The sequence below is a fragment of the Marinimicrobium sp. ARAG 43.8 genome (genome assembly GCF_050113635.1).
Classification (GTDB): domain Bacteria; phylum Pseudomonadota; class Gammaproteobacteria; order Pseudomonadales; family Cellvibrionaceae; genus Marinimicrobium.
This window is the reverse complement of the sequence record NZ_JBNJLT010000001.1, coordinates 391,461-414,251: the sequence shown is the minus strand read 5'-3', so window position 1 is coordinate 414,251 and position 22,791 is coordinate 391,461. Positions and strand designations below refer to the sequence as shown.

Annotated in this window: 22 protein-coding genes and 1 tRNA gene; 18 read left to right on the top strand and 5 right to left on the bottom strand. The window is 57.5% G+C overall.

Annotated elements, in window-relative coordinates; all coding sequences use genetic code 11:
• The 5 genes from ACQCLF_RS01715 to ACQCLF_RS01695 all read left to right on the top strand — a co-directional run bounded on the left by ACQCLF_RS01715 (window position 1) and on the right by ACQCLF_RS01695 (window position 3,999).
• A tRNA-Lys gene (locus tag ACQCLF_RS01715) sits at window positions 1-76 on the top strand.
• Window positions 77-190: 114 nt separating this feature from the next.
• A complete protein-coding gene (gene nadA, locus ACQCLF_RS01710) occupies window positions 191-1,252 on the top strand; it encodes a quinolinate synthase NadA (RefSeq protein WP_426984538.1) in 1,062 nt (353 codons plus the stop codon).
• 180 nt (window positions 1,253-1,432) lie between these two features.
• Complete coding sequence (dapA, locus tag ACQCLF_RS01705; RefSeq protein WP_426984537.1) at window positions 1,433-2,308, top strand: 4-hydroxy-tetrahydrodipicolinate synthase; 876 nt, start codon at window positions 1,433-1,435, stop codon at window positions 2,306-2,308.
• 77 nt (window positions 2,309-2,385) lie between these two features.
• Window positions 2,386-3,549, top strand: coding sequence for an outer membrane protein assembly factor BamC (bamC, locus tag ACQCLF_RS01700; RefSeq protein WP_426984535.1), 1,164 nt, complete (start codon window positions 2,386-2,388; stop codon window positions 3,547-3,549).
• Between the two features lie 183 nt (window positions 3,550-3,732).
• A complete protein-coding gene (locus ACQCLF_RS01695) occupies window positions 3,733-3,999 on the top strand; it encodes a PilZ domain-containing protein (RefSeq protein WP_426984534.1) in 267 nt (88 codons plus the stop codon).
• A gap of 55 nt (window positions 4,000-4,054) precedes the next feature.
• Here ACQCLF_RS01695 and ACQCLF_RS01690 read toward each other — a convergent pair whose 3' ends face one another.
• The gene (locus ACQCLF_RS01690) at window positions 4,055-4,570 is read right to left on the bottom strand and encodes a leucine-rich repeat domain-containing protein (RefSeq protein ID WP_426984533.1); all 516 of its coding nucleotides are present in this window, start codon (window positions 4,568-4,570) and stop codon (window positions 4,055-4,057) included.
• 267 nt (window positions 4,571-4,837) lie between these two features.
• Between ACQCLF_RS01690 and ACQCLF_RS01685 the strand changes: the two genes are divergently transcribed.
• Window positions 4,838-5,488 carry an OmpA family protein gene (locus tag ACQCLF_RS01685; protein ID WP_426985219.1) on the top strand — a complete coding sequence of 217 codons (651 nt, stop codon included), beginning with the start codon at window positions 4,838-4,840 and terminating at the stop codon, window positions 5,486-5,488.
• Between the two features lie 83 nt (window positions 5,489-5,571).
• A complete protein-coding gene (locus tag ACQCLF_RS01680) occupies window positions 5,572-6,417 on the top strand; it encodes a class I SAM-dependent methyltransferase (protein ID WP_426984531.1) in 846 nt (281 codons plus the stop codon).
• Window positions 6,418-6,453: 36 nt separating this feature from the next.
• On the opposite strand, the gene nadC is transcribed toward ACQCLF_RS01680, so the two are convergent.
• Both nadC and ACQCLF_RS01670 read right to left on the bottom strand, forming a co-directional pair.
• The gene (gene nadC / locus ACQCLF_RS01675; RefSeq protein WP_426984530.1) at window positions 6,454-7,335 is read right to left on the bottom strand and encodes a carboxylating nicotinate-nucleotide diphosphorylase; all 882 of its coding nucleotides are present in this window, start codon (window positions 7,333-7,335) and stop codon (window positions 6,454-6,456) included.
• Window positions 7,336-7,339: 4 nt separating this feature from the next.
• On the bottom strand, window positions 7,340-7,864 hold the full coding sequence (locus ACQCLF_RS01670; RefSeq protein ID WP_426984529.1) for a retropepsin-like aspartic protease family protein: 525 nt from the start codon (window positions 7,862-7,864) through the stop codon (window positions 7,340-7,342).
• A 204-nt stretch (window positions 7,865-8,068) separates the two neighbouring features.
• Between ACQCLF_RS01670 and ACQCLF_RS01665 the strand changes: the two genes are divergently transcribed.
• From ACQCLF_RS01665 to ACQCLF_RS01615, 11 genes are all read left to right on the top strand, one after another.
• On the top strand, window positions 8,069-10,342 hold the full coding sequence (locus ACQCLF_RS01665) for a DUF1631 domain-containing protein (RefSeq protein WP_426984527.1): 2,274 nt from the start codon (window positions 8,069-8,071) through the stop codon (window positions 10,340-10,342).
• Between the two features lie 124 nt (window positions 10,343-10,466).
• On the top strand, window positions 10,467-11,024 hold the full coding sequence (ampD, locus tag ACQCLF_RS01660; RefSeq protein WP_426984525.1) for a 1,6-anhydro-N-acetylmuramyl-L-alanine amidase AmpD: 558 nt from the start codon (window positions 10,467-10,469) through the stop codon (window positions 11,022-11,024).
• Complete coding sequence (gene ampE / locus ACQCLF_RS01655; protein WP_426984524.1) at window positions 11,021-11,857, top strand: regulatory signaling modulator protein AmpE; 837 nt, start codon at window positions 11,021-11,023, stop codon at window positions 11,855-11,857. Before ampD ends, ampE begins: the two co-directional genes overlap by 4 nt.
• Window positions 11,858-11,881: 24 nt before the next feature.
• Window positions 11,882-12,367: a YajQ family cyclic di-GMP-binding protein gene (locus tag ACQCLF_RS01650; RefSeq protein WP_426984522.1), complete on the top strand. Its 486-nt coding sequence runs from the start codon at window positions 11,882-11,884 to the stop codon at window positions 12,365-12,367.
• Window positions 12,368-12,393: 26 nt separating this feature from the next.
• Window positions 12,394-13,767 (top strand): AmpG family muropeptide MFS transporter, encoded by a 1,374-nt coding sequence (locus tag ACQCLF_RS01645; RefSeq protein ID WP_426984521.1) that lies wholly within the window; start codon window positions 12,394-12,396, stop codon window positions 13,765-13,767.
• 56 nt (window positions 13,768-13,823) lie between these two features.
• Window positions 13,824-14,873, top strand: coding sequence for a DUF481 domain-containing protein (locus ACQCLF_RS01640; protein WP_426984520.1), 1,050 nt, complete (start codon window positions 13,824-13,826; stop codon window positions 14,871-14,873).
• Between the two features lie 200 nt (window positions 14,874-15,073).
• On the top strand, window positions 15,074-15,364 hold the full coding sequence (gene groES / locus ACQCLF_RS01635; RefSeq protein WP_426984518.1) for a co-chaperone GroES: 291 nt from the start codon (window positions 15,074-15,076) through the stop codon (window positions 15,362-15,364).
• A 59-nt stretch (window positions 15,365-15,423) separates the two neighbouring features.
• Window positions 15,424-17,073 (top strand): chaperonin GroEL, encoded by a 1,650-nt coding sequence (gene groL, locus ACQCLF_RS01630; RefSeq protein ID WP_426984517.1) that lies wholly within the window; start codon window positions 15,424-15,426, stop codon window positions 17,071-17,073.
• 342 nt (window positions 17,074-17,415) lie between these two features.
• Window positions 17,416-18,000, top strand: coding sequence for a superoxide dismutase (locus tag ACQCLF_RS01625; protein WP_426984516.1), 585 nt, complete (start codon window positions 17,416-17,418; stop codon window positions 17,998-18,000).
• 184 nt (window positions 18,001-18,184) lie between these two features.
• Window positions 18,185-19,018 carry a hypothetical protein gene (locus ACQCLF_RS01620; protein ID WP_426984515.1) on the top strand — a complete coding sequence of 278 codons (834 nt, stop codon included), beginning with the start codon at window positions 18,185-18,187 and terminating at the stop codon, window positions 19,016-19,018.
• Window positions 19,019-19,154: 136 nt separating this feature from the next.
• Window positions 19,155-20,675, top strand: coding sequence for a fumarate hydratase (locus ACQCLF_RS01615; RefSeq protein WP_426984513.1), 1,521 nt, complete (start codon window positions 19,155-19,157; stop codon window positions 20,673-20,675).
• A 50-nt stretch (window positions 20,676-20,725) separates the two neighbouring features.
• Here the strand turns inward: ACQCLF_RS01615 and ACQCLF_RS01610 are convergent, their stop codons facing one another.
• Both ACQCLF_RS01610 and argF read right to left on the bottom strand, forming a co-directional pair.
• The gene (locus ACQCLF_RS01610; RefSeq protein ID WP_426984511.1) at window positions 20,726-21,823 is read right to left on the bottom strand and encodes an ABC transporter ATP-binding protein; all 1,098 of its coding nucleotides are present in this window, start codon (window positions 21,821-21,823) and stop codon (window positions 20,726-20,728) included.
• A gap of 5 nt (window positions 21,824-21,828) precedes the next feature.
• Window positions 21,829-22,743 (bottom strand): ornithine carbamoyltransferase, encoded by a 915-nt coding sequence (gene argF / locus ACQCLF_RS01605; RefSeq protein WP_426984510.1) that lies wholly within the window; start codon window positions 22,741-22,743, stop codon window positions 21,829-21,831.
• Window positions 22,744-22,791: the final 48 nt, after the last annotated feature.

Sequence of the window (22,791 nt, the reverse complement as noted above, 5' to 3'; positions counted from 1 at the left end):
GGGTCGTTAGCTCAGTTGGTAGAGCAGTTGGCTTTTAACCAATTGGTCGCTGGTTCGAATCCAGCACGACCCACCATTTCCCTGCGATCTCATCAACTGAGCGTTGGCCGCTTTGGGGCCTTTCCAGGCGCTGTGATATTATTGCGCGCCAGCCCGAAGCGTGGGCACTGGGGTATTGTGAGGTGATCCTATGACTGTGGAAAATACCATTGTTGCCGAGACGGCCCGGAAATCTCCGGAAGCGCTGGTTCGCGAACACCTGGATCGCGCCTGGACGGCGCCCCGTTATACTCCCGAACAGGAAGCAGAATACCGCGAGCGTATTAAAGGGTTGTTACAGAAGCACAACGCTGTGCTCGTGGCCCATTACTACACCGACCCCATGATTCAGGCCCTCGCCGAAGAAACCGGTGGTTGCGTGGCCGACTCCCTGGAGATGGCCCGGTTTGGCAAAGAGCACCCCGCCGACACGCTGGTGGTGGCAGGCGTTAAATTCATGGGGGAAACGGCCAAAATCCTTACCCCTGAAAAACGTGTCCTGATGCCGACCCTGGAGGCCACTTGCTCGCTGGACCTGGGTTGCCCAGCGGATCAGTTCGCCGAATTCTGCGATCAGCACCCGGATCGCACCGTTGTCGTGTACGCCAATACCTCGGCCGCCGTGAAAGCCCGTGCCGACTGGGTGGTAACGTCGAGTATTGCAAAGGATGTCGTGGATTATCTGGACCAGCGCGGCGAGAAAATCCTCTGGGCGCCCGATAAGCACCTCGGGGATTACGTGCGCCGCGAAACCGGCGCCGATGTGCTGTTGTGGGATGGGGCATGCATTGTTCATGAAGAGTTCAAAGCCAAAGGGCTGGAAGATCTCAAAGCGCTGTACCCGGAAGCTGCCGTACTGGTGCACCCGGAGTCCCCGGAACCCGTGGTGGCCATGGCCGATGTGGTGGGCTCCACCTCGCAGCTGATCAAAGCGGCCCAGGAACTCCCCAACCGTGAGTTCATCGTGGCCACCGATCAGGGCATTTTCTACAAAATGCAGCAACTGTGTCCGGATAAGACGTTTCATGTGGCGCCGACCGCTGGCAGCGGGGCGACCTGCCGCAGCTGTGCCAACTGCCCCTGGATGGCCATGAATGTGCTGGACAACATGGCCGAGGTGTTTAGCCGCGATGACAATGAGATCCTGGTCGATGCGGAGTTAGCCCGCAAAGCCATGATTCCCCTGCAGCGAATGCTCGATTTTCGAAAATAGCGGGTCTGATTGTGGCACAGTAAACTTGTCTACTGCCGCGCCGCTCAGTACCATTGCGCCTTTGAACGTCCCGCCCCGGCCCGTAAAGCGCCCGGTCCCGCTTGTCGGTCCGCCGAGCGAACCTCCGGCGGGCACTGAAGTCACACGCTCACGAAAGACCGTCAACTGGAGTCCCCGTTCATGATACAAGGCAGCATGGTCGCCCTGGTTACGCCCATGACCCCCGACAATACTCTGGATTGGTCCGCCCTGGAGAAGCTGGTGGATTGGCATCTGGAACAGGGCACCGATGCGATTGTAGCGGTGGGCACCACCGGTGAATCCGCCACCCTGGATATGGAAGAGCACCTGGCGGTGATCAAGGCCGTGGTCGACCAGGTGGGAGGGCGCATTCCGGTGATTGCCGGCACCGGTGCCAACTCGCTGACCGAAGCCCTGCAATTGACCCGAGGGGCGCGTGATGCCGGTGCGGATGCCTGCCTGTTAGTCACTCCTTACTATAACAAGCCTTCTCAGGAAGGCTTGTATCGCTTCCACAAAACGATTGCCGAGCAGGTCGATATTCCCCAGTACCTTTATAACGTACCAGGCCGTACGGGTGTCGACATGCTGCCCGAAACCGTGTTGCGCCTGGCGGAAGTGCCCAATATCCAGGGTATCAAGGAAGCCACGGGCGACATGGTCCGGGCCCGAACATTGATCGAGCAGGCGCCCGACGGCTTTATCATTATTTCCGGTGATGACGCGACCGCCGTGGAATTGATGCTTTTGGGGGGCAAAGGGGATATTTCTGTGACAGCCAATGTCGTACCCAAGGCTATCGCCGAACTCTGCTCTCTGGCCATCGCGGGTCGGGCCGAGGAAGCCCGGGCGCTGAATGAGCGCTTGATGCCTCTGCATCAGGCCATGTTCGTAGAGGCCAACCCTATCCCGGTGAAATGGTCGCTGATGGAAATGGGGCGTATTCAATCCGGTATCCGGTTGCCAATGACGCCGCTTGATGAGCGTTTTCACGACAGGGTGCGCGACGCCCTGCAGGGCGCAGATTTGGTGTAGACCTCTCCTCGCGGGGCGATGAGGTGGTGGCAAGTACATAACAGAGACGCAACACTCACTGGAGAGTCTGTAATTTTATGCGCATTGTGTATTGGTTGTTGGTCGGGTTCAGCGTAACGCTGTCCGGCTGTAGCGCCTTGTTTGGCGATGAGGGTTACTTCCGCAACCGGGAAGATGATTATCTGAAGGCCGACAGTTTGCCTTCGCTCAAGGTGCCGGAAACGCTGAATCAGGAAGCCGTTGGCCAGCTCTATCCGATTCCGGAGCTGACCGAAGAGGATGTGGTCTACGCGACCGATACGGTGGAGTTTGAAACCCCACGGCCAGAACCGCTGTCCTCATCCGCATTGGTAGAGCAGGTGAAAATCCAGCGGCTGGACGACCAGCGCTGGATTCTGGTCAACGTCGATCCCGCCGAACTGTGGCCGCGCATTCGTGAGTTTCTTTCAGACAACAGTCTCCAAGTGGCCTCGACAGACACTGATTTGGGGCTGATGGAAACCGCCTGGTTGTCTTTTAAAGACGATCCCGACCGTATTGATCGCTACCGTATTCGCATTGACCGGGGCGTGCAGCCCGATACCAGCGAGATCCATGTGCTGCATATGAGCCTGGATCGCGAATCGGCCACTCAGGCGCAGTTGAGTGACTGGCCGGATCAATCGTCCGATCAGGAGCGCGAGAGCTGGATGGTGGATGAGCTGGCGGCTTCCCTGGCCGCCGAAGATATGGGGGCCGCCGGGGGCACCTCCCTGATCGCCCAGAATATCGGGGGTAATGTCAAAGCGCGTGTTACCAGCATTGAGACCGAACCGGTCATGGTGCTCGAACTCAGTCGCGCTCGCGCCCTGGCCACCTTGACCCATGCCGCTCAGCAGCAGGGGTTCGTTATTTACGACAGTGACGTCGCCCGTGGCGAGTATTATCTGGGCTACCGGGAGCCGCCCGAGAAAGAGCCGGGCTGGTTTGCGCGCCTGTTCGGGGCGGAGAAGGATCCCAAGCCACCGGAAACCCGCTATACCCTGTCGGATCTGCGCGAGGCGCTGCCCGAGGGCCTGCTGAGTTCACCTGAGCAGGCAGAAGAGGCCCGTAAAGCGCTTCCCAAAGCGCCGGGGCACCTGCTGATTGTCACGGAAGACGAGGGTCGCTATCTGGTGAGATTGCGAGGCGCATACGGTGAGCGAATGTCGGCGCGCAAGACCCGGGAGATGCTGACCGTCCTGCGTACCAACCTGATCTAAACCAACGGGATGACCTGTCATCCCGCCCGTGACGCCAGCGAGAAGGATTTCGCTGGCGTTTTTGTTTGTCCTTGCTTATGCTCTAAGTACGCCGAAAGGCGATAAAAACGAAAAAAACGAAATAAGGTGGATGCGCTGGAAATCCTTCCTTCGTGTCTTTTGGCCAACGATAAGGAGCTCACTGTGATTGATCGTCGTCAGTACGAGCGGGCCTCGGCCACCATTCGTGTGGAAATCACGCACCCAAGCTTTGGCACGATTGTGGGGTTCACCCAGGATATTTCCGATGGTGGCGCTCGGGTGCTGATCGAAAATCAGCCCAAGCCGCCTGTAGGCACGCATGTGATGGTGCGGTTCCGCAAAATAGTCGGGCCGATTAACGATGAGCCGGTGCCGATGCGGGTAATGCACCAGTTACGAAATACGGTCGGCCTGATGTTTGAGCGATGAGTCGGACCGTGGCCATATTGCGGGCACCGGGCGAGCGTGTTCTCGCCGCTGGCTGCTACTCACAGTGAGCGGGTAGACGAATATCGCCCTCGGAATGGTCGGCCAGTTGTCGTGCGTCGCCACAAGCTAATTGTGCATTGCCCCGCAAATCCAGTTCTTTCAGGCGCAGCAGCGACAGTAGCGGTTCGGCGGAGCGCACATCGTTGTCTTTCAGCATCAAAATTTCCAGGCGTGATAGCGTTTTCAGCGGTTCGATATCGGTCAGTGCATTGCTGTTCAGGCTGATCGCTCGCAGAGCACTGAAGGTGGAAATGCCTTCGAGACTTTCGATGCCGGCACTGCTGCAGTTAAGCTGGGTCAACTGGTTGGCATCCGTCACACCACGATCTTCGATGGTTTGCTGAACGCACTCCTGTAGCGCTGAATCCACCAACCGGAACTCGGTAAAAAGGGCAGGTGGGTTGTAAACCGGATTGTCGTTGACACTGACGGCATATCCCTCGCAGCCAGAGAGCGCCGCCAGCAGCAAGCCGATAATGAAAGTGTGAGCCAGGCTGTTGCTGTGAACCATGTCTGTGCCTATAGTGTCGGAGTGAGGGTGTCTGGATGAGGGCATTGCTCGGAATCGATGATTGAAAAAAGTGATCGTTACCGCTCTGTCGTTCGTTAATAATGGCAGTTGAGTTGGGAAATTGCCAGACGTATAAGCCATTTCCCGAAAGTCACCGTTCAAGCCAGCCGCTCATATCAAAAGGTGTTAATTTGTCGGACGTTCGGTTAATTCGGAGGTTTGACAGGATTTTTTTCAATAGACTGGTTTTTCACTAGAGGACTGATGATGAAACGTTTATTGGCACTGTGTGCAATTTTGACGCTCGCCGCCTGCTCGACAACGGACCCATACACCGGGGAACGCAAAGCCAGTAATACCGCCAAAGGGGCGGGCATTGGTGCCGTTGCCGGTGCGGTTATTGGTGCGGCGTCTGCCAGTAAGAGTGATCGGGGCAAAGGCGCTCTGACCGGGGCTCTGGCCGGTGGCGCGATCGGAGGTGGTATCGGCAACTACATGGACCGTCAGGAAGCAAAACTGCGCGAAGAGCTGCAAGGCTCTGGCGTTCAGGTACGGCGTGAAGGTGACCGGCTTTATCTGATCATGCCGGGCAATATCACCTTTGCCACTGGCCGTTATGAAATTCGTTCTGATTTCTACAGTGTGTTGGATTCTGTGTCCAAGGTACTGGCCGAGTTTGACCAAACCGCGATTAAAGTCAGTGGCCATACGGATTCCACGGGTGGTGATCAATTGAACCAAACCCTGAGTGAGCAGCGAGCCGCCAGCGTGCGGGATTACCTGATCCGTCGCAACGTCGCGGCCGGTCGAATTCAGGCGTACGGTTACGGCCCGCGTTATCCCGTGGCCAGCAACAGCACCGCTGAAGGTCGTCAGGCCAATCGCCGGGTTGAGCTGGAGCTGTTGCCCCTGCAATAACGGCTGTTGATTTCCCCGGACGCAGGGACGCGTCCAGAATGCCCGCTTTTCCCGCCCTCCCTTTTTAGACATGAGTTGATTGAATGAGCTCGGATGATCGCGCACCGCTGGTGGTGGTGTGCCTTTGTAGCGAACGCCAGGCCGATGCCTCGGCCCTGGCCGCCACGCTCGACGTTCCGCTACTGTACGACAGGCCATCCGGCGCTTTTTCGGAGCCGGTATTCGCCATGGTGGCAGAGAAAAGTGGGTGGTCCTTGCAGCAGACAGGTCACCGGGCTCCGGGACCCGTATCAGTGGACTTTCTCACCGGAGCGGTGGCCCACAGGCGGTTCCACGGGGGGGGTAAAGGGCAGTTGATTGCGAAGGCGGTTGGGGTCAAGGCGCATGTATACCCGGCCATTATGGATGCCACCGCTGGCCTCGGGCGAGATGCGTTTGTGTTGGCGACCCTCGGCTGCCATGTCAGGATGTACGAACGCTCTCCCGCCGTGCATCAACTGTTGGCGGATGGGTTGGCGCGTGGCCTGGAGGAAGCGTTTCATTCTGAAGACTCGGCACTGCAAGCCATATTGCAACGCATGGTACTGGAGCAGGGCGATGCGTTGCTGGCGCTCGAACAGTTTGCGGCCGCACCGGACCAGGCACCGGATGTCATTTATCTTGACCCCATGTTTCCGGAGCGCACCAAGTCCGCTGATGTGAAGAAGGAGATGAAGGCTTTCCATGCCGTGGTCGGGCAGGATGTTGATGCCGATGCATTGTTGGCTCCCGCGTTAGCGGCCGCCCGATTTCGAGTGGTGGTCAAGCGTCCGAAGCGGGCGCCGGACCTCAATGGCCAGGCGCCCAGCCATCGCGTGGAGGGCAAGAGCAGTCGCTTTGATGTCTATGCCCTGCGTAAATTGCCCGAGCGTCTGAACGCCCCGCAATAGCAACTTACCACCCTTCCGATCTATAGCCTTTCCGATTTATAACCCCTCGATGGAAAGCCGCATTGAGAGATCAAGGGCGCGGCAATGTTTTGTGAGAGCCCCAATGGAAATATAATCCACGCCAGTGGCCGCCAGAGTGGTGAGATTGGCATCGGTGATATTCCCGGAGGCTTCCAGTTTGGCTCGGCCCTGGTTGCGTTCCACGGCGGTACGTAACGCCTGCTCATCGAAGTTATCCAGCATGACAATATCGGCGTTGGCGTTCAGGGCCTCCTCCAGTTGCGCCAGTGTTTCCACTTCCACTTCCACGGGCTTGTCGGGTGCAATACGACGCGCCTGGGAGACCGCTGCTTCAATACCACCGCAGGCGGCAATGTGATTCTCCTTGATCAGAAACGCGTCGTATAAACCGACTCGGTGGTTGGCACATCCTCCGCAACGCACGGCGTACTTTTGGGCAAGACGAAGGCCGGGCAGCGTTTTGCGGGTATCGAGCAGTGTGACGGGAGTCTCTGCCACTTGTGCGGCGTAGTGAGCGCTGAGGGTGGCAACACCAGAAAGCGTTTGTACAAAATTCAGCGCCGTGCGCTCCCCGGTCAGCAACACCCGGGCATTGCCCGTTAGTTCGAACAGCGTCTGGTTTTCTTCAAGTGCACTTCCGTCCTGCACGTGCCAAAGGAGACGGGTGTGGGGGTCCAGTTCGCGGAAAACGGCTTCTACCCAGGGCCGTCCACAAAAAATGCCCGGCTCTCGGGTAATGACGCGTGCGTGCGCGTTTCGGTGTTCGGGAATCAGGCGAGCGGTGATATCGCCGTCGCCCACATCTTCGCGCAGTGCCGCGCGCACGTTGTCATCGACAGCGGCCAGCAGTGCGTCGGAAAGCGCCGTCGGGACGGTGGAAGAAGAGTGTTGGACCATTGAATCAATTACCTCGGTAACGCAGCGTCAGGCGGTCGTCCTGCTGGCTGAATTCTACCTGCCCCAATGCACTCATGCCCAGCAATACCTGTTGTCCGCCCATGGCGGGATTGATACTTGCGCTGACGTCTCGAAGTTCGATACCCCCCAATTGCAGACGATCCAAGCGCGTGGCCCGGACTTCAATGCGGCCGTTGGCGGTTTGTGCAATCTTTCGGATACCGGCGCTCAGGCCCGCCCGCTCGGCGAGGTCCTGGCTGACCACCACATCCGTTGCGCCGGTGTCGAGCAGAAACACAGCATCGTAACCGTTGATCGAGCCTGAAGCGACATAATGACCCGATGTGTTGCGCTGCAGAACCACTTCCTGGGTGCCGTTAAAGTACCGGCTTTCCGGGGAGCGGTTGGGATTATGCTTGCGCTCCTCCCACAGGCCGAATACCCAGGTGAGCAATGCCAACCCGACTACCCAGGCGGCAATCAGCATGCCTCGCCCAGCTTGCTGGCCCGGTAGGGGATCCTGTGTCATACAAGGCACTCCGTTTTATAGCCGGTTGTGCGGGCCTGGCGACCTTTGTGCACAAATGGATCTAAGAAAAAGCCGTGTTTAGCAGAAATTGTGATAGGTTTCTCGATCTTATCATTTGTGGGTAGGCGGTGTCCCCAGGCCCGTTATACTACTTGAAGTGACTGTAAATAGTTTCGACAGTGACCACTCTCCAGGTAAACCAACATGAACGATACCGTTCCTCCCAATCGCGAGAACGTAGTGAGGCTCACGGAGCGACGCCAAGTGACCGCCCCCTCGCTGGCACGCCTGCCGGCGGCGATGCATGGTGTTCGTGATCGGGCAAGGCAAGCGTTGCAGGGGCGTCTGGGGGTGCTGTTCGACGAAGCGGACGATGCACTGTTTGAACTGGCGGATCAGGCCAATAATAATCAGGAGCAAAACCTTTACTTTGATTCCATGCGGGAGGTCCGCCTCCAGAGGCGATCCATCGAGCAGGCTTTTTTTCAGTGCCTCGACAGCCATTTTGCGGCGCTGCTGAACCTACAAGCGGAGCGGCTGGGCCAGACAGAGGACCAGGGAGAGGATCGCGTCTCCCCCGATGAGTTGGCGCTGGTGCAGAACGATGAGCTGGAACAGCTTGTGGCCACGGAGACCATGGTCAACAAAGCCAACAGCCAGTTCGCCGAGAGCTTGCAACACTTGACCCTGCGAATGGATCAGCTGGTGCCTGTCAAAGTGTACCAGCAGAACAATCCCCTCGGCGCGGACGCCATTTGTAACGGATTCTCCGAAGCGAGCCGCGGCCTGAAAATTGATGTGAAAGCAAAGCTGGTGCTGTTCAAGCTGTTTGACAAAGTGCTGGTGGGGCGCCTGGGGGAACTGTACCAGTCATTGAACCAGCAGCTGATCGACGCCAATATTCTGCCTTCTCTTAAAGTCGGCGCGCCCGCGACGTCAAGGGCGTCCCGCCCGAAGCCATCCGCCCGTGCTGAACGCAATCTGCGTAACGATGAAACCGATCAGGTGTTGCACACACTGCGTAGCTTGCTGTCCGACGAGCGGAGTGAGCGGGGCAGCCGGGAGGACAGCGGCCAGGCGCTCGACAGCCACGAGTTAATGGGACTGCTTTCCCGCGTCCAGCAGTCCGCACCGACCGGCGATATGGCGCCAGTGGATGTGTCTCAGCTGTTGCGGCACATGAAGCAGGGCGAAGCGGCCCGCTCCCTTAATCGTGTGGACGAAGATGTCATTAATCTCGTCAGCATGATGTTTGAGTTCATTCTGGATGATCGCAACCTGGCAGCGCCCATGAAAGCGCTGCTTGGGCGTTTGCAAATCCCGTTGATCAAAGTCGCCATCGTGGACAAGAGCTTCTTCAGTCGCGGCGGCCACCCGGCGCGTCGACTGCTCAATGAGTTGGCGATGGCAGCGCTTGGATGGCAGGATCCGGGCGAGGAGCGGCGCAGCCGGGACCCGCTGTATCGCAAGGTTGAAGAAGTGGTGCAACAACTGTTGTCCGAGTTCGAGAGTGACGTCGGCATTTTTGAGCGCATGCTGCTCGACTTCCGCGCCTACCTGGAAAAAGAGCGGCGCCGGGCACGCATTCTTGAACAGCGCACGCTGGACGCCGAGGATGGCAAGGCCCGGGCAGAGCGCGCTCGTGCTCAGGTGGACGCTGCCCTGGCGGCCCGCACACAAGGGCTGGTGTTGGCGCCTGCGGCTCAGCGCCTGCTGGAGGAAGCCTGGGCCAAGGTGCTTTTTATCGTGGCCTTGAAACAAGGCACCAGCAGTAAGGATTGGGACGAGACACTGGAGACCGCGGAACAGCTTATCTGGAGTGTGACCGCGAGCATGAACAAAGAAAACCGGCGCACGCTGCTTAAGCTCGTACCAATGCTGCTGCCCCGGCTGCGCAGTGGATTGGAGTCTATTGCCTACAACCCGTTCGAAATGAACCAGCTGTTCAAGCAGCTTGAGCAACTGCACCTCTCTCGCTTGAGAGAGGTTGGTGAGAGCACCGTGCTACAAGAGGCAGAGCCTGAAGAAGTGATGGCAGAAGGCGTTCAAGAAGTCTCGCCACCCAGAAGCCAATCGCCATCGAAGTTGGCGTCCGAGCCGGTAGCGGCCCAGACCCAGGCCGAGTCCGCCCCCCCGTCCGAACAGCCGTCGGCAGAGACACCGGTATCGGCGTCAACTCCTGAGGTGCCGACTTCCGACCCGCACCTGGCGCTGGTGGCTAATCTGTCGCAGGGTACCTGGTTTGAAGTACAGACCTCGGAAGACCAAGTGTTTCGCTGTCGGTTGGCGGCCATTATCAAGCCGACCGGAAAGTACATTTTTGTGAACCGCGCCGGAATGAAAGTCGCCGAGGAAACCCGTGAGAGTCTGGCCAAGTCGCTCAAAGCCGGGGATATGCGTCTGCTGGATGACAGTATGCTGTTTGATCGGGCTCTGGAAGCGGTTATCGGTAATCTTCGCAGCGCACGCAATCTGTGATCCTCACATAATCGCCCGTCCAGTAATCGCTCGACCCCGCTGCTTGTAACGCTGCCGTGGTCCGGCGAGGACAAATGTGACCTTCACCTGTATCATTCGCTCATCAGTGACTGCTGGAGTAACTGTGAGCGAGTTCATTCACGAGGGCTGGTTGAGCGCTGCCCGGCGCTGCCCTTCTCCCAACTATAACGATCGCCCCTCCGGTGAGGCGGTCAGTCTGCTGGTGATTCACAACATCAGCTTGCCCCCGGGTGAGTTCGGCACAGGCTGCGTGGAAGACTTCTTCTGCAATCGCCTGGACGTGCAGCGCCACCCCTATTTCGAACAGATTCGTGAGCTTCGGGTCTCCTCCCACCTCTTTATTGATCGACAAGGCCAATTGATGCAGTTTGTGCCGCTGCAGGGGCGAGCCTGGCATGCCGGGGCGTCCGAGTTCCGGGGCCGCTCCGAGTGCAACGACTTCAGCCTGGGCATTGAGCTGGAAGGGTGTGATGACGTCTCCTACACCCCCGAGCAATACCAGCGTTTAGCCGAGGTCACCGGTCTGTTATTATCCAGCTACCCGGAACTGACACTCGATCGAATCGTGGGCCATTCCGATATCGCCCCAGGGCGTAAAACGGATCCGGGCCCGGCGTTTGACTGGACACATTTTCGAACCTTGCTCGCGGAACGCTTATGACCTTCCTCAGTGTGTTGTTGGTGCTCGCTCTGGTCCAATGGTGGGGCTCGGGTGCCCCGTTGCAAAAAGATGGCTGGTTTAGTCGCTATATCGCTCGCCTTGATGCCTGGCCGGGGCGCTCGCGAGGCCGATGCCATCTGTTGCTGGCGGTTTTGGCGCCAACCCTGCTGCTGTGGCTGTTGTGCTGGTGGCTGGCGCGGGAGTCGTCTACGGTCTGGATTTTGATAATCTCCGTCCCGGTGTTGCTATACAGTCTCGGGCGCGGTGACTTCTCCGCGCAAGTCGGTGCCTATATTGAGGCCTCCGAGCGGGGGGATTCGGTGAGTGCGGCCAATCAACTGGAACGCCTGCAAGGGGCAGGTGAATCCTCTGTAATGGCGTCTGATTGGGGGGAGTTGCACCGACAGGCGTTGCGAGCGGTTGCCTATCGAAGCTGCGAACGGATGTTCGCGGTGATCTTCTGGTTTTTGGTTCTGGGCCCGGCGGGAGCCCTGATGTACCGCTTGAGTGTGCTTTATCGTGAACGCCTGGATACCCGGTCAGCCGCGCGCTGGCTCTGGCTTTTGGAGTGGCCGGTGGTGCGTTTGCTGGGCCTGACCTGGGCAATGGCGGGGAATTTTGATAGCTGCTTCCCACGCTGCCAAAATCACCTGACCAACCGCAACAAAAGCTCGGCGGCGCTGCTGTACGACATGCTGCTGGGCGCCCTCGGGCGCCCCCCAGTAAGCCAAAACGAGGTTGATCTGGACGCTGTCCGCGCCAGTCAACCCTTATTTTCTCGCTCGCTGCTGCTGTGGGTCAGCGTTCTGGCGCTGATAACATTATTGGCTTGAGATTGATGTTCTACGAGGTTTGATATGCCGTCTTTTGATGTGGTGTCCGAAGTGGACAAGCATGTACTCACTAATGCCGTGGATCAGGCGAACCGCCTGATCGGCAATCGCTATGATTTCAAGGGTGTGGATGCTCACTTCGAGCGCAACGACTACACCGTGACGTTGACGGCCGAGGCCGAATTCCAGGTGAGTCAAATGCAGGATATCCTGCAAAGTGCGCTCGTTAAAAACAATATCGATATCGCTTGTCTTGATATCGGCGCGCCGGTTGCCTCTGGCAAACAGGTACGACAGGACGCCGTGGTGCGCACTGGCCTGGAAACGGACCTGTGCAAAAAAATGGTCAAATTGATCAAGGACTCCAAGCTCAAGGTACAGGCTCAGATCCAGGGCGATCAATTGCGGGTCACCGGTAAAAAACGGGACGACTTGCAGCAGGTGATGACTCTGCTGAGAGAGACGCAATCCATCGATATGCCGTTGCAGTTCACCAATTTTCGGGACTGAGTTTCCCCTGGTAGCCCGGATGTTTCATGCCTGAGTCAAACCAGAGCCCGTCCCGCTCATGGAACCCGTCCCGCTCATGGAAAGAGTCCCTGGCAATCTATCTTCACCCTCGTGTGGCGGCGATGGCGATGCTGGGCTTCTCCGCCGGCCTGCCCTATATGCTGGTTTTTTCCACATTAACCGCCTGGCTTACCGAGGCGGGGGTGAGTAAAGCCAGCATTGGCTTCTTTAGCTGGATCGGTATCACCTACTCCATCAAAATCTTCTGGGCCCCGGTGGTTGATCGGGTGTCTATCCCCGTGCTGGGCAAACTGCTCGGGCGTCGGCGCAGCTGGATGCTGCTGGCGCAGCTGACCATCGCGGGTGGTTTGTTGGCGATGGCCGCTACAGACCCGGTGCGGGATCTGGAGTGGCTGGCTCTGATGGCGCTGCTGGTGGCCTTCGGCTCCGCGACACAAGACGTGGCGATTGATGCCTGGCGCATTGAGGCGGTCACGGTTGAGCGGCAGGCCGCCATGTCGGCCACGTACGTGTTTAGCTATCGGCTCGCGGTGTTGATGGCCAGCGCGGGCGCCCTCTACATGGTGTCCTGGATCTCATGGCCCGGCGTTTATATTCTGATGGCGGCGCTGATGGGGGTGGGAATAGTCACGGTGCTGTTATCTCGCGAGCCGGAGGTAAGCCGCTCCTCGGATACTGTGTTACTGGAGCAGCGCGCACAGGACTACCTTAAACGCAACGCCCATGTACCCTCGTCAGCGCGGCACGCGGTTGCCTGGTTCATTGGGGCCGTGGTGTGCCCGGTGGTGGATTTCTTTCGCCGCTACGGCCCTCAATCGGCCCTGCTGTTGTTGATTGTGGGTGCTTATCGCATCACCGACATCAGCATGGCGTCCATGGCGATGCCTTTTTATCTGGAGACGGGCTTCACCCGGGAGGAAATTGCCAGTATCAGCGGTTTGTACGGTGCGGCCATGACGGTGGTAGGCGGGCTGGCTGGCGGGGTCCTGGTGCCGCGATATGGTCTCTTACGTGTGCTGCTTGCCGGGGCTATTCTGGCGGCGGCCACGAATTTATTGTACTCCACCACCGCTCTGGTGGGTAATCAGCTGTGGATGCTGGTGATTACCATCAGTGGCGAGAACTTCTGTGGTGGGCTGGCCATGGCGGGTCTGATTGCCTGGATGTCGAGCCTCGTCAGCAGCGAATACACTGCCACCCAGTATGCCCTGTTCAGCTCTCTGATGACCCTGCCGGGCAAAGTGATTGGCGGCTTTAGTGGCATAGTAGCCGAACACGTGGGCTTCTTTTGGTTCTTTGTGTATTCCGGTGCCCTGGGGGTGCCAGCCATCGCGCTGATTCTGTGGCTGATGCACCAGAATCGTGCCCGTGCCCTATAGTCGGTAGCATCATGTGTGGTAAAGTGCGCCTCTTCCAGCAAAAACCGCGATGTTGCATGCCGTTTTCCCAATACGCTTCATATTGGCGCCTCGCGCTGTCGGTTCTGTCACTCGTTGCTCTGCCAGCTTCTGCGGGAATGCTGGAATTGCAAAACGGTGACCGGATCGCGGGCGAATTCGTGCGTGCGGATGAGAACTCGGTGATCTGGCAGTCCGAATCCCTGGGTCAATTGACCATCGATAAAACCAAAATTTACGACTTACAGACCAGCAAGCCACTGAAAATCAACGGGGTGGGTGAGCCCTGCACGGTGAATGGCATGGATCAGGAGCACCTCGTGTATTCCTGTGGGGACGATGTCATTCCCCGTCGAGTGCCGCTGGTGTCGTTGGCCATGATTATTCCGTACCAGCAGTTCCGCACCGGTGAAAGCCGGACTCTGACCGGGCGGGTCAATATGTCGGGCACCTACGCCCGGGGTAACGAAGTGAAAGACGATTGGCGAGTGGTCTCCAGTGTGGAATACCGTCGCGTGGACTGGCGGCACAGCGGAAGTTTCGAGTACGCCAGTTACTCCAGTGGCCAGGATGAGCCCGATGTACGCTGGGGCGGGCGGTATGTGCTGGATTGGTTCTTTCGCGAACGCTGGTTCCTTAACAGCGATGCTCGCTTCGGGCGAGACGAAACCCGCTCCGTAGATCGTTACTACAACATTGGTACCGGTACGGGTTACCAGTTCTGGGAAAACGCCACGACCGCGCTGGCGATGACCAGTGGCCTGGTACTGGTTTCCGACACCTACGAGGTGCCAGCCTCTCCCGGGCCGGATTTTGTGCGGCAGGAAGAGCGGGTTTCCTGGCGGGTGAGCACGGATTTTCGCTATAAGCTGCCGCTGGGGGTTTCGCTGTTTCACCGCAATGAGTATGTGCGCTCTTTCGAGGAGGCTCGCGACTGGTATCTCACCACGACCACAGGCTTCAACACGATGATCGCGTCTCGCCTGTACTCTGAAGTAAAGCTCGATTATCAGGTCGATAATGATCCCCAGCCCGACACCGAGCGCGAAGATGTGCGTCTGGTGGTGGGGCTGACCTATGAGTGGTAGTGGTCGAGCGTAAAAAACACAAAAAATTCCCACAAAGCCGTTGAAATCCGTCGGCCCCATCCCCAATTACCCTGTCACATCCGGTTTCGCTCCGTCGGCATTGTTGGCGGAGCATGTGGCTTCGGTCACAATCAATGACGTCAAATCCGGGGCAACCCGGCTCATTTTCAGTGTTTAACGCTAGTTGGAGATAAAAGTCCATGAAAATTCGTCCTTTACACGATCGCGTTGTGGTGCGCCGCAAGGAGGAAGAGGAAAAGACCGCGGGCGGTATCGTTCTGCCGGGCTCCGCCAAAGAAAAGCCCAATCAGGGTGAGGTGGTTGCCGTGGGCAATGGCCGCGTACTGGACAATGGTGACGTTCGCCCGGTCGACGTGAAGCTGGGTGATGTCGTGGTCTTCGGTAAGTATGCCGGAAGCGACACCATCGAAGTGGATGGCGAAGAGCTTGTCATCCTGAGCGAAAGCGACATCAAGGCGGTGCTGGCGTAAACCCGGCTCCGATCTCTCGACTGACTGTTAATTGAACAAGTTATTGGAAGGAAAGCACTATGGCAGCTAAAGAAGTGAAATTTGGCGATAGCGCCCGTCAGCGTATGCTCAAGGGCGTCAATGTTCTGGCCGACGCTGTGAAAGCGACCTTGGGTCCCAAAGGTCGAAACGTGGTACTGGAGAAGTCTTTCGGTGCTCCGACTGTCACCAAAGACGGTGTATCTGTCGCCAAAGAGATCACCCTGAGAGACAAATTCGAGAACATGGGTGCCCAGATGGTCAAGGAAGTGGCTTCTCGCGCTTCTGACGAAGCGGGTGACGGTACTACCACCGCGACGGTTCTGGCCCAGTCTATCGTGACCGAAGGTTTGAAGTCGGTAGCCGCTGGCATGAACCCCATGGATCTCAAGCGTGGTATCGACAAAGCCGTAACCGCCGCCGTGGAAGAAATCCGCAAGCTGGCCAAGCCCTGTGAAGACAGCAAGGCGATTTCTCAGGTGGGCACGATCTCCGCCAACTCCGACACTGATGTGGGCGAGCTGATTGCTAAGGCCATGGAGAAAGTGGGCAAAGAAGGCGTGATCACCGTGGAAGAAGGCTCCAGCCTGGAAAACGAGCTGGACGTGGTTGAAGGTATGCAGTTTGACCGCGGTTATCTGTCTCCGTACTTCATCACCAATCAGGACAACATGAGCGTCGAACAAGACGACCCCTACATCCTGCTGGTCGACAAGAAAATCTCCAATATCCGCGAACTGCTGCCGACACTGGAAGCCGTTGCCAAGGCCAACAAGCCGTTGGTGATTATCGGTGAAGATGTTGAAGGCGAAGCACTGGCGACGCTGGTCGTGAACAACATGCGCGGCATTGTGAAAGTAGCCGCGTGTAAAGCGCCGGGCTTCGGTGACCGTCGCAAAGCCATGTTGCAAGACATTGCTATTCTGACCGGTGGCACCGTGATTTCCGAAGAAGTGGGCCTTGATCTGGAAAATGTGACTCTGGAACACCTGGGCCGCGCCAAGCGCGTCACCATGTCCAAAGAGAACACCGTGATCGTGGACGGCGCTGGCAACAATGCAGACATCGAAGCGCGCGTGAATCAGATTCGCACTCAGATGGAAGATACCTCTTCCGACTATGATCGCGAAAAACTGCAGGAACGTGTAGCCAAGCTGGCCGGTGGTGTTGCCGTGATCAAGGTAGGCGCTGCCACTGAAATCGAAATGAAAGAGAAAAAAGCGCGCGTGGAAGATGCCCTGCACGCTACTCGCGCCGCCGTTGAAGAAGGTGTGGTGCCTGGTGGTGGTACCGCGCTGGTGCGTGCCATTGCCGCCATTGCTGACCTGAAAGGTGACAACGAAGACCAAAACGCTGGTATCGCTATCGCCCGTCGCGCTATGGAAGCTCCACTGCGTCAAATCGTGAGCAACGCGGGTGAAGAAGCCTCCGTAGTGATCGATCAGGTCAAGAAAGGTGAAGGCGCCTTTGGTTACAACGCCGGTACTGGCGAGTTTGGTGACATGTTGGCCATGGGTATTCTGGACCCGGCCAAGGTGACTCGTACTGCTCTGCAGGCCGCCGGTTCCGTCGCTGGCTTGATGATCACCACCGAAGCCATGGTGGCTGATGAGCCTGAAGACGATAAAGCGCCTGCCGCCCCGGACATGGGTGGTATGGGCGGAATGGGTGGCATGGGCGGCATGATGTAAGCCCAGTCGCAGTATGAAGGGCGAGCCAGGGGCTCGCCCTTCGGCTTTGTGTATCTTCAGAAAAAGTAGCAAAATGTAAAAGAAAGTAGCCTGCTCTGTGTGTATCCTAGTGACTGATATACTCATTGGCTCTCGCTATTCAGCCCAAGTGTTTATATTGGGTTTCTTAGATCAGGCTTCTTCATACCAACAGCCAGGGGGAAACTGAAAATCCCGGAACTGGCGATTTCAAGCCGGGCGTTGCACACCGAAGTGCTGCACCGGTTGTGCTAGCATTAAGCACCCTGACAGTGGGTTTAGCCTGCCGTCACCCATCTTTCAACCGTGTTCAGGAGAATGATTATGGCTTTTGAATTACCCAAGTTGCCTTACGCAAAAGACGCGCTGGAACCCCATATCTCCCAGGAAACCCTTGAGTACCACTACGGCAAGCATCACCAGACCTACGTGGACAAATTAAACGCTGCTATTGAAGGCAAGCCGGAAGCGAACAAAAGTCTGGAAGAGATTATCAAAAGCGCCAAAGGGCCTTTGTTCAACAATGCTGCCCAGGTGTGGAACCATACCTTCTACTGGCACTGCCTGAGCCCCAACGGTGGCGGTGAAGCCACGGGTGCAGTGGGCGAGGCGATTCAGTCGGCCTTCGGTTCTTTCGATAAATTCAAAGAAGAGTTCTCCAACAACGCCGCCAACAACTTCGGTTCTGGCTGGACGTGGTTGGTGAAAAAGTCTGACGGCTCCGTCGCGATCGTCAACACCAGCAACGCGGAAACACCGCTGACCGACGAAAGTGTTACCGTACTGCTGACAGTAGACGTGTGGGAGCACGCTTACTATATCGACTACCGCAATGCTCGTCCCAAGTACCTGGACGCATTCTGGAAGCTGGTTAACTGGGATTTCGTCAACGAAAACTTCGCCAAATAAGTCTTCGTTGCACCAGACTGGGCCGCTGCCCGGCCCACAACCCCGTCCGGATGAACGCCGCGGCGGGGTTTTTTCATCCAGTGGAGCGGCGGTTTTCGCTCAGGGCCGGGAGCTGCTCCCTTCTTTTTCAGGGCCAGACCTGCTATAAACTCAGGCACGAAATCCATTGAATTCAGGTGTCTCTATGGACCGAAAAGAACCCACGATTTCCGGCAGCATCAAGCCCGATAAAGACGAAGTCGCGGCACGACAACCCAAAAAGCCCTCGGTGGAGCGCCCCTCGGAAAGTCCCCCCCCGAAAGGGCCGCGCAACGCAGGGCCAACGGGCGGTGGCTCTGGATCGGGCGGTCTTCCGCCTGCTTCTGCCTCCGCTAGCAGCGGTGGTGGTAGCGGGATAGCGATTGGCGCTTTAGTGGTGGCTTTGATCGCCGTCGGCGCCAGCGGTTTTCTGGGGTGGCAATGGTATCAGTCGCAGCAGGCGCTGGCACAAGCGGATGAGCGGCTGGCCAGTCTTGAGCGGCGTATTGATATCACCTCCAATGAGTCCAGTGAGTACGTAGAAGAGATTCAAGAAAAACTTCAATGGGCGGATTCGGAAATTCGCAAGCTGTGGGGCGTCTCCCATGATACTAACCGCAAGCGTATCGCGGCGAATCAGGAGGGCATTGAGTCCTTGCGGGGCGAACTCTCCAGTGTCAAGCAGACCGCGTCTTCAGCCAGTGATGGGTTGAGCAATTTGCGGTCAACGTTCGAGGAAACCCAATCCCAGCTCGCTGGCATCAGTGAAACGGTGGAAGGGCTGGAAGAGGCCGCTGGCTCTCTGCAAGATCAGGCGCGCCGCCTGCAGAACCTGGCAGAAGAGGTGGATCAGCTGAACGACCAAGTGGGGCGGCTCGGCAATTTGGCAAATCGTGTCGGCAGCAATGAAGAGGCCATCAAGGCCATTGATGATTATCGGCGCAGCATCAATAGAGACTTGCTTTCCATCAAAGAACAGCTGTCGTCTTCCGCTCCTTGATAAGCAGTGTCCCGGCCACGCCCGTGGCCGGGTCTTCTTTCCGGTTGCTGTCAAAAGGCCGGATTCCGACGTCCGGCAAGGCGGGGGTGAATCATGTAAAATGGGGGTCTTGATAGCAGGCTGTAGAGAGACAACCATGAGCACCGTGATTCGCCAGAACGACCTGATCGACAGCGTCGCCGATGCGCTGCAATTCATTTCCTACTACCATCCCGTGGATTTTATTCAAGCCGTGCACCGCGCCTATGAGCGCGAAGCCAACCCGGCCGCCAAGGATGCCATGGCGCAAATTCTGATCAACTCCCGGATGTGTGCCACTGGTCATCGCCCGATCTGTCAGGATACCGGTATCGTTACTGTATTTGTGACCGTGGGCATGGAAGTCCAGTGGGAGGCTGACATGAGTTTGACCGACATGGTCAATGAAGGGGTACGCCGCGCCTATAACCACCCGGATAATGTGCTGCGTGCGTCGATTCTGGACGATCCTGACGGGGCTCGAAAAAATACCGGAGACAACACCCCGGCCATTATCCACTACAACATCGTTCCGGGAAGTACCGTGGAGGTGCATGTCGCGGCCAAAGGGGGCGGGAGCGAGGCGAAAACCAAATTTGCCATGTTGAACCCGTCCGACTCGGTGGTGGACTGGGTATTGGACATGGTGCCGAAAATGGGGGCCGGGTGGTGTCCGCCGGGCATGTTGGGGGTTGGTATTGGGGGCACCGCGGAAAAAGCGATGCTGCTGGCCAAGGAAGCGCTGCTGGACCCGGTAGACATTCAGGAACTGCAAGCACAAGGGGCAACCAGTCGCAGCGAGGAGCTGCGCCTCGAATTGTATGAGAAGGTGAATAAACTGGGCATTGGAGCCCAGGGCCTGGGTGGCCTCACTACGGTGCTGGATGTCAAAGTGAAAGACTATCCAACGCATGCGGCGAACAAGGCCGTGGCCATTATTCCCAACTGCGCGGCAACCCGGCACGCGCATTTTACCCTGACCGGCGACGGCCCAGCCTTGCAAACCCCGCCGAATCTGGATGACTGGCCGGACATTGCCTGGGAAGTGGATGATAACGTTCGCCGCGTTAACCTCGACACCGTAACGAAAGAAGATGTGAAATCCTGGCAGCCTGGCGATACGCTGCTGCTGTCTGGCAAGATGTTGACTGGTCGGGATGCTGCCCACAAAAAAATGGTGGATCTGATCGCCAAGGGGGAGAAGTTGCCGGTGGACTTGACTGGTCGCTTTATTTACTACGTTGGCCCGGTGGACCCCGTGCGCGATGAAGTGGTCGGCCCTGCTGGACCCACCACAGCCACGCGCATGGATAAATTTACCCGCACCATGCTGGAAGAGACTGGATTGCTGGGGATGATTGGTAAGGCAGAGCGTGGCCCTGTTGCCATCGAAGCCATACGGGACAATGAATCCGTGTACCTCATGGCCGTAGGTGGTGCTGCCTATTTGGTGTCCCAGGCCATTAAATCGTCGCGGGTTCTGGGTTTTCCCGAGCTGGGGATGGAAGCCATTTATGAGTTTGATGTGAAAGATATGCCGGTCACTGTCGCGGTAGACAGCACTGGCGAATCCGTGCATCAAACGGGACCCAAAGTGTGGCGCGCCAAAATTGAAGAAGAGGCCATAAAGGTCGTTTAAGCGATGAACGCCCTTTAGGCCATTAACATTTTTTAGGCCATTAGCATTTTTTAAGAAAGAGCGGTGGTGTGCGGGCTGTATTGGCGCGTCCCCACCGCTTGTTCCTCCCGCCGAAACACAATCAAATGATCCGCTTCAATGCGGATTCCTACCTCATCGCCGATCGCGTAATCGTGGTGACTGGAAAACGCGGACTGAATCCGGCTGCCGGTCGGGAGTTGCAGGGTGTACAGTGTTGCCGTTCCGGCAAACACCTTGGCGACGACTTCGGCTTTACGATCACTTTTGGGATCGTGCACTACATCATCCGGCCGCAGCAGAATATCTACCGGCGTGTTATCGACCCAGTCGTAACAGCGGTTGCCTTCAATATCGCCCAGCTCCGTGCGTACCGTGTAGCGATTGTGGAGGGAGCCGGATAGAAATACGCCCTGGCCAATGAAATTGGCCACGAACCGCGTGGCTGGCTCGTGGTACAGGTTGAAGGGGGTGTCCCACTGCTGTAATTGGCCACGGTTTAGCACACCAATTCGATCCGCCATGGCGAAAGCTTCCGACTGGTCATGGGTGACCATGATGGCTGTAATGCCGCGCTCTTTGAGAATGGCGCGTACTTCTAATGCCAGGGCTCGTCGCAGTTCCACATCCAGGCTGGAGAAGGGCTCGTCCATTAACAAAAGGCGGGGCTCTGGAGCGAGGGCGCGGGCCAGCGCAATACGCTGTTGCTGGCCACCCGAAAGTTCGTGCGGAAAGCGGTGGCCAAGCGCTTGCAATTGGACCAGTTGTAAAAGCTCGCTGCTGATACGCTCTTTTTCGCGGCTTGAGCGCTCCTTGAGTCCGAAAATCAAATTGTCGCGCACCGACAAGTGCGGGAACAGCGCATAATCCTGAAAGACCATGCCCACGCGCCGACGCTCAGGCGGTAAGCTACTCTTGGCCGAGGCAAGCAGCCGACCATCCAGATGAATGGCGCCGGCGTCGGGTTGCAGAAAACCGGCGATGGCTCTCAGCACCGTGGTCTTGCCACAGCCGCTCGGCCCCAGCAAGCAACAAAGGTCGCCCTCTTCCAAACTGAATGAGAGGTTCTCGACGACACGCTCGCCGTCGTAGCCACAACCGATGCCATCGACGTCCAGTAGCGCGCTCATAAGGATTACCGTGAGTGGTTAAACAAAAACTCGACCAGGGCTTTTTGAGCGTGCAGCCGGTTTTCCGCCTCTTCCCAGATGACGGAGTCGGGCCCATCCAACAGCTCCGCACTGATCTCTTTGCCGCGGTAGGCGGGCAAGCAGTGCATAACCAGAGCGTCTTGATGGGCGTTGCTCATGAGCTCGGCGTTCACCTGATAGCCATCGAACGCGCGCTCGCGGGCTTTCTTTTCGTCCTCCTGGCCCATGGAGGCCCAGGTATCAGTGACCACCAGGTCGCAGTCCTGCACGGCTTCGCGCGGCGAGCGCACCAGCGTTACGCGATCGCGGTTTTCCTCAAGCAGCGCTGAACGGGGCTCAAACCCCTCTGGACAGGCAATGCGCAGTTCAAAGTCCCACTGCCGGGCGGCGTTGATATAGGACTGACACATATTGTTACCGTCGCCGACCCAGGCGACCGTCTTGCCCTGGATGGCGCCCCGGTGCTCCAGAAAAGTCTGCATATCGGCCAGCAATTGGCAGGGGTGATAATCGTCCGTCAGGGCATTGATGACCGGCACTTTGGAGTATTCGGCAAAGCGCTCGACATTACTGTGTTCAAAGGTGCGGATCATGACGGCGTCGACCATGCGGGACAATACCCGCGCGGAATCCTCAATGGGCTCGCCGCGGCCAAGCTGGGTGTCGCGTGGTGAAAGGAACAGCGCGTGGCCGCCCATTTGCGCCATGCCAGCCTCGAAAGACACACGGGTACGCGTGGAGGATTTTTCAAAAATCATCCCCAGTACTTTGTTCTTGAACAGCTCTTCGGACTCGCCGCGGTTCTGGATTGCTTTTAGTTCGATGGCGCGTTTCAACACGCCATTAAGCTCTTCAGGTGTGAGGTCCAACAGCGTCAGAAAATGTCTCGGTTTGGCCATAGGGCAACTCGTTGCTTTTAGAAATTCGGTTTCAGAAATTCGGTTTTA

Excerpts from the sequence above, each read along its gene's own strand:
- ACQCLF_RS01645 (WP_426984521.1), top strand. The coding sequence starts at position 12,394 with ATGCCTGAGTCAAACCAGAGCCCGTCCCGCTCATGGAACCCGTCCCGC.
- ACQCLF_RS01690 (WP_426984533.1), bottom strand. The coding sequence starts at position 4,570 with ATGGTTCACAGCAACAGCCTGGCTCACACTTTCATTATCGGCTTGCTG.
- ACQCLF_RS01615 (WP_426984513.1), top strand. The coding sequence starts at position 19,155 with ATGAGCACCGTGATTCGCCAGAACGACCTGATCGACAGCGTCGCCGAT.
- argF (WP_426984510.1), bottom strand. The coding sequence starts at position 22,743 with ATGGCCAAACCGAGACATTTTCTGACGCTGTTGGACCTCACACCTGAA.
- nadC (WP_426984530.1), bottom strand. The coding sequence starts at position 7,335 with ATGGTCCAACACTCTTCTTCCACCGTCCCGACGGCGCTTTCCGACGCA.
- bamC (WP_426984535.1), top strand. The coding sequence starts at position 2,386 with ATGCGCATTGTGTATTGGTTGTTGGTCGGGTTCAGCGTAACGCTGTCC.
- ACQCLF_RS01650 (WP_426984522.1), top strand. The coding sequence starts at position 11,882 with ATGCCGTCTTTTGATGTGGTGTCCGAAGTGGACAAGCATGTACTCACT.
- dapA (WP_426984537.1), top strand. The coding sequence starts at position 1,433 with ATGATACAAGGCAGCATGGTCGCCCTGGTTACGCCCATGACCCCCGAC.
- ACQCLF_RS01665 (WP_426984527.1), top strand. The coding sequence starts at position 8,069 with ATGAACGATACCGTTCCTCCCAATCGCGAGAACGTAGTGAGGCTCACG.
- groES (WP_426984518.1), top strand. The coding sequence starts at position 15,074 with ATGAAAATTCGTCCTTTACACGATCGCGTTGTGGTGCGCCGCAAGGAG.
- ACQCLF_RS01640 (WP_426984520.1), top strand. The coding sequence starts at position 13,824 with ATGCCGTTTTCCCAATACGCTTCATATTGGCGCCTCGCGCTGTCGGTT.
- ampE (WP_426984524.1), top strand. The coding sequence starts at position 11,021 with ATGACCTTCCTCAGTGTGTTGTTGGTGCTCGCTCTGGTCCAATGGTGG.
- ACQCLF_RS01610 (WP_426984511.1), bottom strand. The coding sequence starts at position 21,823 with ATGAGCGCGCTACTGGACGTCGATGGCATCGGTTGTGGCTACGACGGC.
- ACQCLF_RS01680 (WP_426984531.1), top strand. The coding sequence starts at position 5,572 with ATGAGCTCGGATGATCGCGCACCGCTGGTGGTGGTGTGCCTTTGTAGC.
- ACQCLF_RS01685 (WP_426985219.1), top strand. The coding sequence starts at position 4,838 with ATGAAACGTTTATTGGCACTGTGTGCAATTTTGACGCTCGCCGCCTGC.
- nadA (WP_426984538.1), top strand. The coding sequence starts at position 191 with ATGACTGTGGAAAATACCATTGTTGCCGAGACGGCCCGGAAATCTCCG.
- ACQCLF_RS01670 (WP_426984529.1), bottom strand. The coding sequence starts at position 7,864 with ATGACACAGGATCCCCTACCGGGCCAGCAAGCTGGGCGAGGCATGCTG.
- groL (WP_426984517.1), top strand. The coding sequence starts at position 15,424 with ATGGCAGCTAAAGAAGTGAAATTTGGCGATAGCGCCCGTCAGCGTATG.
- ACQCLF_RS01620 (WP_426984515.1), top strand. The coding sequence starts at position 18,185 with ATGGACCGAAAAGAACCCACGATTTCCGGCAGCATCAAGCCCGATAAA.
- ACQCLF_RS01625 (WP_426984516.1), top strand. The coding sequence starts at position 17,416 with ATGGCTTTTGAATTACCCAAGTTGCCTTACGCAAAAGACGCGCTGGAA.